Genomic DNA, 13,502 nt, shown 5'->3' with positions numbered 1-13,502 from the left:
GTGAAACTCCCGCCTATCCGCGTGCAACGGCTTATGCGTTGGGCTCGCGGCGCCTCCTCGGGATACTCTTGGTGGGAAGTGTAAGGCCCGTGATAGTCCCGGTGCATAACCTCGGTGCGGGTGGCAACACGCCGCCCTACTGGCGCCCGCCCCCCGAGGGCCTGGGCCACCACCACGCGATGGTCAACGCTTACTTTCTCCGCCCACACCACCGTAAGGATACCCACCTCGACCCCAGCGTCACTGCGTGGGTTGACTCGGGCGGATTCCTCTACATCCGGGACAAGACGAGGCTCCTGGCCGGGAGGCATGGGGCGGGGAGGGGGCCGAGGAGCCCGGGTGAGCCCGGGGAGGAGCTCGTGGAGGCTATACTCCGGAGGCAGGAGGGCTTCGGGGCGGACTATGCCTTCACCCTGGACTACCCCCTCCACGGCGCGATGGACGGGGAGGTCCTCAACAGGCTGAGGGTTACGGCTAGGAACGCGGCGTTGGCCTACCAGCTGAGGACGAGGAGGAGCATGAAGCTGCTCATAGTCCTCCACTACCGCGACGCCAGCGAGCTACGAGCCCTCCTCGAGATGCTCGCGGTCGAGCTGCGCGAGAGGGCGGGGCTAAGACTCGACGAGGTGGACGGATTCGCGGTCGGCGGGCTGGTGCCGCACCGCGGAAACCCAGCCTACATCACCGAGAGGCTACTAGAGGCGAGGAGCGCGCTGCCCCGGGGCGCGTGGCTCCACGTCCTCGGCGTCGCCTCCCCAGTCAACATACCGCTATTGTACGCGGCTGGAGGCGACTCGATGGACTCGAAGACCTTCATAATAGCTGCCGCCAAGAGACTCTGGTACACGCCACCCGAGCACTACCTCGCCGGGAGGCTACCAGCCCGGATAGAGGCGAGGGGCTCCAGGCTGAAACCCTCCGAGTACTGCACGTGCCCCGCCTGCACCCGCTTCGACACGCTTGACGAGATGAGGTGGGACACCAAAGCACTAGCCCTCCACAACCTACACGTCACGCTAGAAGCCGCAAGACTCGCAGCCCAGGACACAATAAACATGCTAAAGAGGCTCGCAAAGAACAACCCGAGAATAACGAGAGCAGTAGAGAAGCTAGTAGGTGCACGGCATTGATGCACTCCCCCTGGGCCGGTAGAGCGTCTCCACAAAGCCCCTAACGGTCACAGATCCTAGGCTCCACCAGGAGAAGCTCATATGGCTAGGCTCCCGGCTTGTGCCTATGGCGTGCCCTGTCGCCCAGTCTACACAGCGTCTAGCGCTGGATAGGCGTAGTCACCGTTCTTACGATGGAGGGGTGAGTCCCGCGCTGGTGCTCTACACGTTGGTGTATTCTAGCCGCCTAGTGTATATCTCCGCTGGGTGTCCTTCCTCCAGGCTAGGCTCTCGTGGTGTACGTGTCATGGTGGCTGCCGGGGCGTGTATCGTGGGAAACGCTCTTGGTCAAGGGTATTGATTCTGGTTGTGCGGGTATAGACATTGGCGAGTGTAGTTAGAGTGTCTAGCCTCGATGGTGTTGAGACTGGGAGATTGCCGCGCGACGCGGAGGCTGTGATCGGCTCGGTGTTGGGTGGGGCTAGTGTTGTGGCTGTTGCGGCTGGGTGTGTCGGTAGGGAGTCAAGGCTCTCCTTCATCTCGTGTATACTGAGACTGGCGGAGGAGTATGGCGTTGATGGTGTAGTTGTGCTGGCGACTCCGAGGACGAGGCCGGACTCTGAGCGTGCGCTGCGCGTGGTTAGCGATGCCGGTGTGGCCATCCCCGGCGTTATTGTGGAGGTTAGCGACGCGCCCGGTATCCTGGAGAGAGCTGCTAGGAGGCTTGTAGAGTACCTCGCGGCCAGGTTCCCGCGTGTAGTGTCCTGCACCTCGCCCGGGTCTAGGAGGCTCGCGGCTGCCCTCGCGTTGGCGAGCGTAACGCCGGGGTCCGTCGAGGGCTCGGAGGCGAACGTGGTCCACCTGGACTTCTGGTGGGGGCCTTGGACTGGGCTACCCTACCCGCTCGTACCCAGGCCCCTCGAGCCCCTCTACGTCATACACCCGGTGTGGGAGCCTCCCAGGGGGCGCGAGGCGCCAAAATGGTTGAGGAAGCTGAGGGTGAGGGAGCTGCTAGAGTCTGTGGGTGTAGAGGCTGGTAGCCTACGCGCATGCATAGCCGTCAAGGCCCTCCAGGTGAACATCGAGTGCAGCGGCACCGCCAGGTACGATTATGACAGGGCCGAGTGTACGCCGTGCGTGCTCAGCTTGGAGACGCCCCTCGGAGAGATAACCGTGGACGACTGGTGCAAACCCGAGAGCTGGGTGAAGGCGGCAGAGGATGCCGGGAAGCTAGCCTCGAGCGACAAGGGGATACCAGGCCTCGTTGTGCGCGCCCTCGCAGAGGCGTCTGGCCTCTACTGGTGGCTAGCCGGGAGCGAGGATGGACGCGGAGAGGCACTGCTCTACACGCTGGGTGATAGGCTGCTGGTAGACGCCAACCTAGTCTACAAGGGGGTGCACATAGAGGCTCTAATGGGCGCATCCATAGCCCTACCGTGGGCCGTCGTGGCAGAGATAGAGAGGAGCCTAGCCGAGGCTCTCAAGAGGAACGCTGGGCTCCGAGACCCCGAGAAGGTGCTACGCAGGATAGTAGCCGGCGTGCTACTACGAGAGCTTCAGGCCACGACCCCTGTGCTGCCAAGCGACCCGCCGCCAGCCGACACAGCGATGATAAGAATGGATCCCCTGATACTCGAGAAGTATACACTGGTAACCGAGGACACCGGGGCATACACGCTATGGCGGAGCCACCCCTCCTCCAAGATAACGAGAGTGCTCTCCGCCAGGCAAAGCCTCGAGCCGTGGAGATGGGACGAGATAGACGTTAGGGCGAGAGCCGCTAGAGCAGCATACGCCCTACTCCACGTAGCGTGCCTAGCCGAGAAGACGCGCGGTATGCTAAGAGGCACCAACGCCTGGCAGACTATAGGCATACACCTCGAGAAGTTCAAGATCAAGACGCGGAAGCATACGAGCTAGCCGGGGGAACCAGGCGGACATCCGGTCAGGTAGCGCCTTGGCCTAGGAAGGTATTCGTGTCGAAGAGAACCGGCTGGCAGCGCACACTCCTCCGTGGGCAGCGAGCGGCAATTGCCGCCCTGCCTTGTAGGACGAGACTCCGTGGCCTCTGAGGCTCTTGGAGTGGCGTGGCGACCTGCTGCGAGGTAAGCGTTTTACTGTTTACAGTGCGTGTATACGTGGGTGTTGACGTGTGAGTGTCGTCATTAGTGTGAGGGTGCCAAGGAGGCTTAAGGAGGAGCTGGAGAGGCTCGGTATAAACTACTCTGCGGCTGTTAGGGAGTTCCTAGAGGAGCTTGTCAGGAGGGAGAAGGCGCGTAGGCTTAGAGATGAGATGGAGAGGCTCCGGCGGAGTATAGGCCGGGTGGAGGGCAACCTTGCTGCCGAGTTTGTAAGGGAGGATAGGGATGCGCGCTAAGCCTGTTGTAGCCGATGCGAGTGTGATCATAAAGTGGGTTATCCCCGAGGCGTACTCTGAGCACGCTGTGAGGCTGAGGGATGACCACCTAGAGGGAAGGGTTGTCGTCCACTCTCGTGGTATAGCTCGAGTCTATCTCAGGTAGCCTCTAGGAGGGCAGCGCTAGGTCAGGGCGAATGCTCACGCGGTAAACCTGGCAAGGCACCCCCAAGTAATCGTTCCATTGTTGTAGCTGTGGGGCTGCAGTGGTAGACGGGCATACTCACACTGTCTTATACGCTGCCGGGGCGGCGTAAAACCCGTGGAGATGGTAGCGGTGTATGTTGATCGGGGTTACCGTACGGGGCTGGGCACAGCCTTCTACGATAGGCTCGTGGAGCTCGAGAGGCTGGATAAACTCGTCTTCTCTCATAGGACGGTTATAGTCTATGGGCCGCGTGGCGTCGGGAAGAGCGAGCTCGTACGGTACTGGCTCCGGGGGCTACAAGAGCGTGGCCGCATAGCAGCCGTGTACGTGGATGCGCGTCGGCTCCGGGGTCAGCATCTTGTCAGGGCGCTTGAGACGAGAGGTCTACTAGTCGATAAAAAGAATCTAGCCGAGCGGCTTCTGGAAGTTCTCAAAGACCTCGACGATAGGTCTACTGGGCTACTCCAGCTGACATACCATGCCATCGATGTACTCATAGACGTTATCCGCGAGTATGCCTCCACGCGGATAATCCTCTTTATAGACGAGTTCCACCTGCTGCCCCGCTACATGCATAAAAGCGACCCGGCGAGCAAGTACCTCGATGCTCTTGACGACCTGGAGGCTCTCGCAGGCCTACTAGCAAAGGATCCGCACTACTCGAACATCACTATAGTGTTAACTGTAAGCGAGGGTTTCACGGCTACAGACCTCGTCTTGTCAAAGCTCCACGGGTACTCCACGGCATGGATGCTAGTCGAGCATCTGGATGTCGATCATTTCAGGGCTCTCTACAAGGAGTATGTGAGCTTGAAAAGCTGCGGTGTAGATGTGGACGAGGTGCTGGGTCTTGTGGGCGGGACGCCTGGCTACCTGCCCGAGTTGTGCATGCTCGACAGAAACACAGTGGTGGAGGAACGTGTGCCAATGTGGATAGCGGAGGTTGAGACTGGGCTCAGCCGGGCTAGGAACGTGCTAAGCGCGGAGATCTTCCGCCGTGAGCTTGAGCCGCGAGAAGTGATAAGACTAGCCTACGAACTCATAAACAACGACATCGCGCCTCTCCGCGAGCCACACTTACACGCACTAGGCCAGATACTCACAACCTACAACATAGTTTATCCGGTGTACCCGCGGGGGCGCGACGGCATACGCTACAAGCCCCAATACCCAGTCTACCGTACGGTGATAGAGCTGGGATACCGGGAGGGTGTAGAGACTCTCCTCGATCTAGACCCGCACAGGGTATACCAGGAAGCCGTGGCCAAGCTGCATGGGCACAAACCCTGAAGAGGAAGCGATCACCAGCCAGGTTAGGTAGTGCTGCACGGGCTCTCATGCATATGGCTTTCTACATGGTTACCGTTTCTATCTGGACACGGGCATAGTCGTGGCCTCCGCCCCCCATGCCCATATTAGCATCGTATCGTTGTTCCTGCATATCTGTGAGCACGCCTGGATAGCTTGCTGCGCCGCCCAGCTCGACTAGCATAAGGATCGGTGTTTCTGAACTTGCGGGGCTAGTGGCCGACCATGTCTATCCTGGCTAGGAGTGGTATGCGGCGTTCTGGTAGCGCGTTGCCCGAGGCTAGTGCCTCGCCGCGGTCTAGGTCTGGTAGTCTCTCGACGAGTTCTGCTGTGGCGCTCTCGACGCTGCTTTTCACCGCCTGGATGTCCTCCGGGTTTGTCATGCGGAGTGCTACTAGTGTGGCTGTTTGGCTGAGTATGGTGGGGTCTACGCCGACCGGCCTCTGCGTGACTATCACGAGGCCTAGTCCCCACTTTCTCCCCTCCCTCGCGTACCTGACCAACATCCTCTTGGAGAAGGTGTCCTCGCGTGACGGTGCCAGGTTGTGAGCCTCCTCTACGACAACGAGCATCCTCTGGTCGAGCGTGTAGCCCCTAACAGCCTCCTCGAACACCTCGTTGAGGAGCCAGGTTACGAGCGGGTGGTTGACGCCGCCTACTGAGGGCGGCGCCAGGTGGAGTATCGTGAAGCCGTTGTAGACCCTCCAGGCTATGAGTCTAGCCGCGAGCGGGTTGAGGGCGGGTGACGCTACCCTGGCTATCCTAGAGAGCCTCCTGTAGAGCGCCTTCCTGGATCTCACGTCGCTCCTCGCTATGCGGTAGGCGGCTCGCGCCACGCCCAAGAGCCTCTCGCGTATGCGCCCCGGGCTCGAGGCGCATGTCGCCCTCAGGGCCTCTAGGCTTGGGTCGAGGTAGTCGCCAGTCAGCCTCGATACCCACACGCTGGGCTCCTGTAGCCTAGTACCGGCTAGGCTCTGAGGGTCAGCCCCTATGGCCATGGACAGCTGCGACCTTATCGCGTTCAGCAGTTGGGCCTCGTCGGCGGCGCTGCATATGGAGGTTGTGTCTATGCTCGTGGGGTATGTGAAGTCTCTGCTGCGGGGGCGGGCGTCGACAGCTATCCTAGCCAGCTCGCTTAGCAGCGTAACCGACGACACGATGTTATACTCCTCTAGCTCCTCTAGGGCCTCGTGTAGGGCAGCCGTGTACTCCGCGTCCTCGTTGAACGCGCCGAGCTCGAGGAGGAGGCCCAGGGGTAGCGTGTCGGGCAGCGGCGCCGCCACTACGAGCATCTCGGCGGTGGCGAGGAGGGCTTGGAGCTCGGCGGGGGTTAGCTCGGTGCGCGGCGGCGGGTGTACCAGCGTGGCTGTCGGGCTCCTCGCGTGGAGGACTACGCCCGCCGCGCGGGCTCCACGGTATAGCCTCGAGAGCCTCCCTGCCAGCTCGGCTACTCCGGCCTCGACGAGAGCAGGGTGCGCGTAGAGCGGGTCGAAGGGCACGATTATCGTGAGGCGCGGCTGTATACCGTGGCGCGCCAGGGCCTCGAGGAGGGGTGTGGCGCTCGGCGGGCGGTAGGGGTAGCCCGTATACTCCCCTGCGACGTCCATCACGATGACTCCTCGGCGTGGGGTGCCCCGCGCCAGCCACGAGCGTATAGTCTCGTAGACGAGCCTCTTGACGGTCTCCGTCTTCCCCGACCCCGTCTGCCCGAGGACCGCCATGTGCGTGTTGAGCCTATCGAGGTCTATGCAGACTCTCACGTCGCTCCTCAGCGAGAGCCTCCCTATGGGGACCACACTGGGGCGGTTAGGGCAGAGGAGCTGCTCTAGTAGGCCCGCCTCGGGCAGGTGGATGGTGGACCTGGGTCTAGGCGGCCTGCCGATATCCCCGAGTGCGTCGCCCACCAACCTGCCTAGGAGGCGTAGCCTGAGGTGGACTGTTGTGGCGAAGCGGAAGGGGCTCGTGGGGTCGAGCATCGCGCGGAGGAGCTCGGTCGTATCAACGTGCTCGGCTCTAGCCTCGCGGAGGAGGGCCTGGAACGCCTCCGGGTCTATGAGGGGGTGCGGCTCGGTCTCCGAGACGTCCGTTATGACCGCGAGGTACCTCGCGCCGCCCTGGCTGTGGTCAACCACCTCTACTATCTGGCCCCTCTGGAGGCTCTCCTCGAGCGGCGTCAGCGCCACGGCCTCCGCCTCCACGTAGCTCGAGAGCCTCACTATGTAGCCCATGGGCTGTACATTGCTCAAGGCTAGTCTACCACCGTTGCTCGTCGCAACCTCCAGTGTCTTAGGATGGCCGCGTAGGGCTGTAACCTTTCTGCGAGCCTCCTCGCAAGCTCCTCGAGTATAGACGCCTCGCCTAGCGTCACACGAGACCTGGCATCAGCCACCAGGAGCCCAGCCGGGTACCCGTGGAGGGATACGCTGGAGGCCAGGTAGACGAGCGCAGCTAGCCCCCTCAGCTTCTCGAGCGCCACGCCCTCCTCCTCGCCACTGGGCGCGACGGTGTCGACGCGGACCGGCGGGTAGACCCTCTGGAGCCTAACGAGGAGCCACGGGTCTACCCTCCCCGCCAACCCTCTCGACTCGAGAAGCTCCTCTATCCGCGCGCATGTAGGCGGATCCCCCGGCACGACATAGGCATACACGTCTGCGAAGCTAGTCAAAAGCTCCTTCTTCACGTCGCGCTTAACGTCGCTCACGGTCCACTTTAGGAGTTCGAGCAGAGCGTCCCTACGCCAGGCTCTCGTCACGGCTATGGGGCCGGCGAGGCAATGCCCAGCGAGGATTATGGACGCGTCGCTAGTCTCGAGGAGCCTGCCAACCTCCGTGTATACCGCCGCCTCGAGCGCAGCAATGGAAGCCGACCTTAGCGGCACCTGCCTCTCGTAGAAGAGCCTACGGTGGAGCGCCTCCACGAGACCAACCGTAAACGCCTGCAGCTCCCGGTCATCCATGCCGCCTAGGCCCAGGCACCTGGATAGGCACCCCCCGTCCCCGCACAGACGGTCTAGCGCCGCGCGGCCGAGCCTCACGAGACTCGCTATCCTCGGAGCGATTGTGGAGCGCAGCCCGTCGATCTTCAACACACCGCCCTCATACGCGTCGAGCGCGGCCCTCGCAGCCTCGGCTAGGAGCCTCGAGGCTAGCACACGGCTACCCGTCACGTCCTCAGTGACGCCCGCCACCGCCACAGACCCGTCGCTCGCGGCTAGACGCGCTATGCGAGAGAGCAGCTCGAGTATAGCCACACCGGCGTTGACCATCCCACCCTCAACCCTAGCCGCATCCACAATCGCGTCAGCCTCGTCGCGCTCGACGCCCGAGTATACGAGCGCAGAGTGCAGCACGTCAGCGTCAAGGTCGTAGCTGGGCCGCAGGTACTGTTGCAGCTGCTGCGCGAGAGGCCCGTGCTTAAGGACTAGCACGCAACCACCGCGGAGCAGCGAGTAGACAGCCCCGAGCTCCACAATGTAGGTGATAGCCTGCCTCGCCCGGTCTCCCCCGCGGCCCACGAGCAGAGGGAGCCCCGCCCCACCCTCACCCCTCAACAACGGGTGCACAACACGCTCCTCAACAACGCCACCCACCGACACCCGGTGCACCACCGCGAGCTTCACGGCGAAGACGCTCCGGCGGGCCTCTGGCGACGAGCGAGACCCCGCGTCCAGGTAGACCAGGGAGACACGCTCGCACCCGCTTGACACGCGGCCATAGAGCGTCGAGAACGCCTCCACAGCCTCGCGGGGCCAACGGAGCCAAGCCATCCACTCCAACGGGTCCCAAGAGACCGGGACGCCATCCGCCCCAACACTCCACCCGAACACCCTCACAGCCGCGACGCCAACACCAGCATAGAGAGGCAGGAGAGGCTCATGACCCTCCATGCAGCCAGAGCCCCGCCTCGAGCAGGAGGGGAAAGACACCCACACTAATCTAGAGCGCGACTACGCCACGGCAGAGGGCACAACAAGCGCGAGACGCGCTAAAGGCTACCACGGGGGCGCGGCGCCGTGGGCACAAGGCTCGTCGTGCTACTCGGGATGTCTCCGGGAGTCCTCCACACGGTGCTCTGCGCGCTACGTGCCAACGCAGCTACACCCACAGAGGTTCACATCGTGGCGACTAGGCGGGCACCAGTACACGAGGCGATAGAGATAGCCAGGACCTGCCCATGCCCCGGCACGGACAAACCACCACTAGCGCCAAGCACCACGATACACGTGCACGCGCTGAGGGTTGACGACGTCACGGACGAGGAGGGCATAAACGAGCTCCTCGAGAAGCTAGAGGAGGCAACGAGAGGCGCCAAACACGCCATAATAGACGTCACCGGGGGCCGCAAACTAGCCTCCATAATAGCAGCCATGTACTCGGTTAGGAGAGGATACACGACGATATACACGCCAATCCCGCACGAAGAGCAGCAGAGGATAAACAGGGCGGAGACCCTATGCGACAAGACGACAAGAACACCACCAAAACCAATCACACTCTAGGCGAGCACACCCTCAGCGCGCCCCCTAGCGACGACCAAGGGCCCAGAGTTAGGCAAGAGCCTCAGCATGCCCCTTACTACTCTCTACACACCCCTACACGCTTCTTCTCATAGACCAGTGTGAACCAGAGGCCCTCGTCGAGTATCTTGAACGGCTTTGCCGCTATGACGCTGCGCGCCTCCGCCCTCCTCTCTGCAAGATACACCAGGAACTCTCTGCTCTCCATGCACTCTGCCAGAATCTCGGCTAGCTTCTTTACAACGGTAACATACTCGCTAGGCTTGCTAGGCTCCCTCTTCCCGATCACGCACTCGGCTATCACGCCGTCTACCGGGGGAATGTGAAAGAGCGTGAGCAACGCTATTATCTTCGATGCTGCCGTCGTCCCTATACACCTCACGCCGAGCAACGCCTGGTAGAGCTTCTCCAGGTCTACCTGGACACTCTCGATATCCCCTGGTCGGAGCGTCTCGGGTAGCCCAGCAAGCCTCTCTACGACGGAACGGTACCCCCACGCAGCTCGGCTATGAGGTCGCGACCGTACCTGCTCACCCATGGGCCAAGCGCACAGTCGCGGAGATCCTCCTGGTACGCGTGTAGGCTCCTCACGTTACCCCAGACTGCAAGGCTAGCCCAGAGTAGCTTCGCGGCGGCGTTATCATCGTAACCTCGTGGACCCGAGCCCCGAAGTATATACGACTGTAGTATGGGTGTAGCCTCGAGTATACGATCCCAGACTAGCCCCTCCATACTAGCCCGGTAGCGCCTAGAACCCTCGACTATAACCCTACAAAGATCCTCCAAGGGAGTTGACACCGTGTTAAGGGCAGTCAACACACAAGTATATATTTGTGGTGCATTTGCACCCCAACATTAACCTATGCACCTAGAGGGTGGCGGCCGGGGCGTTACCTTATAGTCCACTGCTATGCCCCGGCTAGTTGTGTCGCTATCCCTGCCTCTATTCGGTTGCGTTTTGGCTATCATGTTTTCCAGCCTTATTGCGTGGTGTAGGGCGGCGCCGGGAAAGCTCCATGATGATCGGGTTGAGCGTTAAGCCTGACGTTCCCATCCCTGCCTTACACTATAACATGTTGAATCTTCTAGACTTGGTGCTGGAGGGGCGGGCCAACCCGGGCCTGGCCTGCCACTAGAGCGTCTCCACCAAGCGACGGATCTTCTCCAGGAGCCTCCCTGTCGCCTCTACAGCCTCCATCTCATCCTCGAAGCCAGCGTGCTCCGGCCCCTCGTAAAACGCCGTGTGGAGCTTAAAGGCGGTGTCTCGCACCTCCCACAGCAACCTGAGAGCCTCGACCACGCGCCGCCCGCAACCAGCCTCGCTACACACCCTAAGCAGGGTCTTCAGAGTCTTCACCGCGTTGCTCGTGGTGACCCTCACCTCTCCATCCTCGTAGGCTGGAGTGGGTAGGCGGGAGAGCTGGTCCCGCACAACCTTGGAGAGACGGAGATCGGCGAGCAACCGCGCCGCTATATAGGCTATAGCCTCGCGCCACGCTAGAAACACCTTGTTGAACGCCTGCCTCGGCGTGGTACCCAACTCCCTTTCAGCCAGCTCCAACGCCCATAACAAGTTACCACGGTGACGCTCCACCTCCCTCACACCGCTACGCCGCCCCACACTCCCATCATCCACTGTGAGCGCCATCATGCCACAGGACCCTCGCCTTGTAACATAGCGGCACGCAGGGAAAAGTACCATGTAACCCCGCCTCTCGGGCCACCACTAGCCCGACATGCAGCCTCTAGGCACTGCTGCAGCTAGTACCTCCTCCACCCCAGGGTGCACCGGACGCGGCGCATCACACATGAAGCGTTACAACCACATCTATGACCGTGGGATTGGGTGGTTGCCTCTTCGCCCAAGGTGCCTTTGCGTGACTCAACCCAACAGCGTCGATGCGGAAGAGGGGTGCTAATGCTATTCACGCGATTCTAGCCTTTCTCGACGTTCTCATGTTCACAGCTACTAGCGGCATTGCACCATTGGCCTGGATGCGCATCCCTAGAAGCTCAGCTGCAATTCGTGTAACGCGAGATGAGCCGAAGTAAGCTCCCTCGGCGTCAAAGCACATACCGGCCACATCGATGTCGCTGGAGAGCATATCGGTGAGAGAGTTCAGATACCTTTCCTTCGCTACGTTATCACGAAAGAACACGATAGGCATAGGCATGAATACTCTGTGCGAGGCGTCACTCTCGAGGAGCATCGTTACGATCTCTGCTCCTTCCTCGGGGGCCACTTTTACACCGAAACCAGGCGCGATACCAATGTTATCATATGACGCTAGGACATCAGTTACAAGCTTAGCTACACTACTCGCACTAACATCATTCAAGCTATCAAAGTGCAAGATCCACACTACTGGCTTCTCGGGCAAAGAGCCTTCGTCCATCCGCTCAACTACCTTCTCAAGTCGCTTTACAGCCTTCTCCAGGCTCGTAAACGACGCCAGACTCGTATATACTTCGAATCTAGTATGTATTGATAAGGAGTTTGTTGCAATACTTCTCGATATCTTTTGTCACCCGGATCCACGCAGAACCTCTCATACACCCTGTGATCGACAAGGACGCCGGGAGACCTTAGCAACCTAGAACCAACATGGATATCGCTAAACTCCATCCTGTTAATCACCACCTGCGCCAATACTATACAGATATGATCAGATTGGACTTGTGTAACCCTATGGAGTATTAACCAGCTATCACGGCCCACCGTACGTACGGTAGTCGTTTTTAAGTAAATGCAGTCCTAATGGTACTTGGCGAGTAGCGTGGCAAGGCTGAGCAGAGACGCTCTTCGCCGTGTTGCACGTGGATCTGGCGAGAGGGTCACGCTACGTGACCTCATACTTGCGGCGTTGTACACCGCTGGTGGCAAACTCTCAAGGTTGCGTCTCATGAAACTCCTCTACATAGTCTCGAGTCACGCGCCGCGAGCTGTACAAGATGTAGAGTTCATACCATACCGTTTTGGCGCGTGGAGTGAGGATGTGGAGCACGAGCTGGAGATGTTGGAGAAGAAGGGTGTAACGGAGAGCAGCAGGGAGGGTGTGAGGCTGCGTGACATTAACGAGGGGGAGAGGGCGTGGCAAGCTGTAGAAAAGCGGGGCAACCTCGCATCCTTGCTAAGGGAGACTCTCGAGATATTCAATGAGCTGGACGATAGGGAGCTACTAGCCTTCGTATATAGCGTGTATGGTGGCTATGAGGAGTCGGAGAAGAAGCATATACTCCTGGATAAACGTCTGCGTCTAGAGACAGCCCTCAAGCTATACGAGCGCGGCTTAATCTCAGTTACTCTGGCCGCAAGGGTGGCTGGCATGAACGTTTTAGAGTTTGTTGATATCGCGCGGAGGAAGCTAGGAGGCCTTGTCACGAGCGATAAGCTATTCGAGGAGTAGAGCGGCTAACCGCATCATAATACTGGATACGAGCACGCTAGTTACCCTCTGCAAACTAGGCATGGTTAACCTGGTGCATAAGCTAACAGAGAAGGGTTATACTATTGTCATACCGCGCAGCGTTTACAAAGAGATACAACATCCGAATTTCGAATGCAACCCTAACGAGTATGCGGCATACATTGTTGATGCTCAATTGGAGTACCTAGAGGTGGTGGAGCAGTCAGCTGTAGGTTTAGGCGAGGGAGAGAAGCACGCAATCGCAATTGCACTATACTATTCCAGGAGGGGTCGCACACGCATCTGCCTAGTACTTGACGATAAGAGAGCGAGGACAAAGGCGGCGAAGCTGCTCCCTAAGAGGAACACAGCTGTTACCGGAACTGTGGGCCTCCTTCTTCTCGCCCGCGAGGAGAACATATTGGACACACAAGCGTTTCTAGACGCGCTTGAAAGGATAAGGTGGGAGAGGATACTCCGACTAGCAGATACGGTAGTGATGGAGGCACACCAGCTGCTCGAAGAGATAGAAGCGGGGCGCAAACCGGTATACACCAGGTGCTTCGGAGGTAAACAGAGAGCGTAGTAGAGTCGCCCG

Annotated in this window: 15 protein-coding genes; 8 read left to right on the top strand and 7 right to left on the bottom strand. The window is 60.0% G+C overall.

Annotated features, from left to right (window positions below):
• The first annotated feature begins 71 nt into the window (after positions 1 to 71).
• From PYRFU_RS02485 to PYRFU_RS02470, 5 genes are all read left to right on the top strand, one after another.
• Complete coding sequence (locus tag PYRFU_RS02485; RefSeq protein WP_244403887.1) at positions 72 to 1,130, top strand: tRNA guanosine transglycosylase family protein; 1,059 nt, start codon at positions 72 to 74, stop codon at positions 1,128 to 1,130.
• A gap of 363 nt (positions 1,131 to 1,493) precedes the next feature.
• A complete protein-coding gene (locus PYRFU_RS02480) occupies positions 1,494 to 3,029 on the top strand; it encodes a hypothetical protein (RefSeq protein WP_048191425.1) in 1,536 nt (511 codons plus the stop codon).
• 232 nt (positions 3,030 to 3,261) lie between these two features.
• Positions 3,262 to 3,486, top strand: a complete 225-nt coding sequence (vapB, locus tag PYRFU_RS02475) for a type II toxin-antitoxin system VapB family antitoxin (RefSeq protein WP_014026037.1) — start codon at positions 3,262 to 3,264, stop codon at positions 3,484 to 3,486.
• On the top strand, positions 3,476 to 3,631 hold the full coding sequence (locus tag PYRFU_RS10365) for a PIN domain-containing protein (protein WP_014026036.1): 156 nt from the start codon (positions 3,476 to 3,478) through the stop codon (positions 3,629 to 3,631). The genes vapB and PYRFU_RS10365 overlap by 11 nt, the downstream gene beginning before the upstream one ends.
• 162 nt (positions 3,632 to 3,793) lie before the next feature.
• On the top strand, positions 3,794 to 4,963 hold the full coding sequence (locus PYRFU_RS02470; protein WP_244403886.1) for an ATP-binding protein: 1,170 nt from the start codon (positions 3,794 to 3,796) through the stop codon (positions 4,961 to 4,963).
• A 230-nt stretch (positions 4,964 to 5,193) separates the two neighbouring features.
• On the opposite strand, the gene PYRFU_RS02465 is transcribed toward PYRFU_RS02470, so the two are convergent.
• Positions 5,194 to 7,227 carry an ATP-binding protein gene (locus tag PYRFU_RS02465; protein ID WP_014026034.1) on the bottom strand — a complete coding sequence of 678 codons (2,034 nt, stop codon included), beginning with the start codon at positions 7,225 to 7,227 and terminating at the stop codon, positions 5,194 to 5,196.
• Positions 7,228 to 7,229: 2 nt separating this feature from the next.
• Complete coding sequence (locus tag PYRFU_RS02460) at positions 7,230 to 8,867, bottom strand: hypothetical protein (RefSeq protein ID WP_048191423.1); 1,638 nt, start codon at positions 8,865 to 8,867, stop codon at positions 7,230 to 7,232.
• 126 nt (positions 8,868 to 8,993) lie between these two features.
• Here PYRFU_RS02460 and PYRFU_RS02455 point away from each other — a divergent pair, with 126 nt between their 5' ends.
• A complete protein-coding gene (locus PYRFU_RS02455) occupies positions 8,994 to 9,479 on the top strand; it encodes a CRISPR-associated ring nuclease (protein ID WP_014026033.1) in 486 nt (161 codons plus the stop codon).
• Positions 9,480 to 9,555: 76 nt separating this feature from the next.
• On the opposite strand, the gene PYRFU_RS02450 is transcribed toward PYRFU_RS02455, so the two are convergent.
• The 5 genes from PYRFU_RS02450 to PYRFU_RS10360 form a co-directional block, all read right to left on the bottom strand.
• Positions 9,556 to 10,035, bottom strand: coding sequence for a hypothetical protein (locus PYRFU_RS02450; protein WP_167827803.1), 480 nt, complete (start codon positions 10,033 to 10,035; stop codon positions 9,556 to 9,558).
• The gene (locus PYRFU_RS02445; protein WP_014026031.1) at positions 9,972 to 10,283 is read right to left on the bottom strand and encodes a hypothetical protein; all 312 of its coding nucleotides are present in this window, start codon (positions 10,281 to 10,283) and stop codon (positions 9,972 to 9,974) included. The genes PYRFU_RS02450 and PYRFU_RS02445 overlap by 64 nt, the downstream gene beginning before the upstream one ends.
• 346 nt (positions 10,284 to 10,629) lie before the next feature.
• A complete protein-coding gene (locus PYRFU_RS02440) occupies positions 10,630 to 11,148 on the bottom strand; it encodes a hypothetical protein (RefSeq protein ID WP_048191420.1) in 519 nt (172 codons plus the stop codon).
• Positions 11,149 to 11,422: 274 nt separating this feature from the next.
• A complete protein-coding gene (locus PYRFU_RS02435) occupies positions 11,423 to 11,893 on the bottom strand; it encodes a hypothetical protein (RefSeq protein WP_014026029.1) in 471 nt (156 codons plus the stop codon).
• Between the two features lie 26 nt (positions 11,894 to 11,919).
• Positions 11,920 to 12,123: a hypothetical protein gene (locus PYRFU_RS10360; protein WP_167827802.1), complete on the bottom strand. Its 204-nt coding sequence runs from the start codon at positions 12,121 to 12,123 to the stop codon at positions 11,920 to 11,922.
• 139 nt (positions 12,124 to 12,262) lie between these two features.
• On the opposite strand from PYRFU_RS10360, the gene PYRFU_RS02430 reads away from it, so the two are divergent.
• Together PYRFU_RS02430 and PYRFU_RS02425 are read left to right on the top strand one after the other, a co-directional pair.
• Positions 12,263 to 12,904, top strand: a complete 642-nt coding sequence (locus PYRFU_RS02430) for a UPF0175 family protein (protein ID WP_014026028.1) — start codon at positions 12,263 to 12,265, stop codon at positions 12,902 to 12,904.
• The gene (locus PYRFU_RS02425) at positions 12,873 to 13,490 is read left to right on the top strand and encodes a PIN domain-containing protein (protein ID WP_014026027.1); all 618 of its coding nucleotides are present in this window, start codon (positions 12,873 to 12,875) and stop codon (positions 13,488 to 13,490) included. The genes PYRFU_RS02430 and PYRFU_RS02425 overlap by 32 nt, the downstream gene beginning before the upstream one ends.
• The last annotated feature ends 12 nt before the right edge of the window (positions 13,491 to 13,502 follow it).

The sequence above is a fragment of the Pyrolobus fumarii 1A genome, assembly GCF_000223395.1.
Lineage (GTDB): Archaea > Thermoproteota > Thermoprotei_A > Sulfolobales > Pyrodictiaceae > Pyrolobus > Pyrolobus fumarii.
This window is presented reverse-complemented; position numbering and strand designations above follow the sequence as displayed.

Bases quoted from the DNA above. Each gene is read 5' to 3' on its own strand.
- PYRFU_RS10365 (WP_014026036.1), top strand. From the start codon at position 3,476: ATGCGCGCTAAGCCTGTTGTAGCCGATGCGAGTGTGATCATAAAGTGG.
- PYRFU_RS02470 (WP_244403886.1), top strand. From the start codon at position 3,794: ATGGTAGCGGTGTATGTTGATCGGGGTTACCGTACGGGGCTGGGCACA.
- PYRFU_RS02460 (WP_048191423.1), bottom strand. From the start codon at position 8,867: ATGGAGGGTCATGAGCCTCTCCTGCCTCTCTATGCTGGTGTTGGCGTC.
- PYRFU_RS02450 (WP_167827803.1), bottom strand. From the start codon at position 10,035: ATGGGTGAGCAGGTACGGTCGCGACCTCATAGCCGAGCTGCGTGGGGG.
- PYRFU_RS02440 (WP_048191420.1), bottom strand. From the start codon at position 11,148: ATGATGGCGCTCACAGTGGATGATGGGAGTGTGGGGCGGCGTAGCGGT.
- PYRFU_RS02435 (WP_014026029.1), bottom strand. From the start codon at position 11,893: ATGGACGAAGGCTCTTTGCCCGAGAAGCCAGTAGTGTGGATCTTGCAC.
- PYRFU_RS10360 (WP_167827802.1), bottom strand. From the start codon at position 12,123: ATGGAGTTTAGCGATATCCATGTTGGTTCTAGGTTGCTAAGGTCTCCC.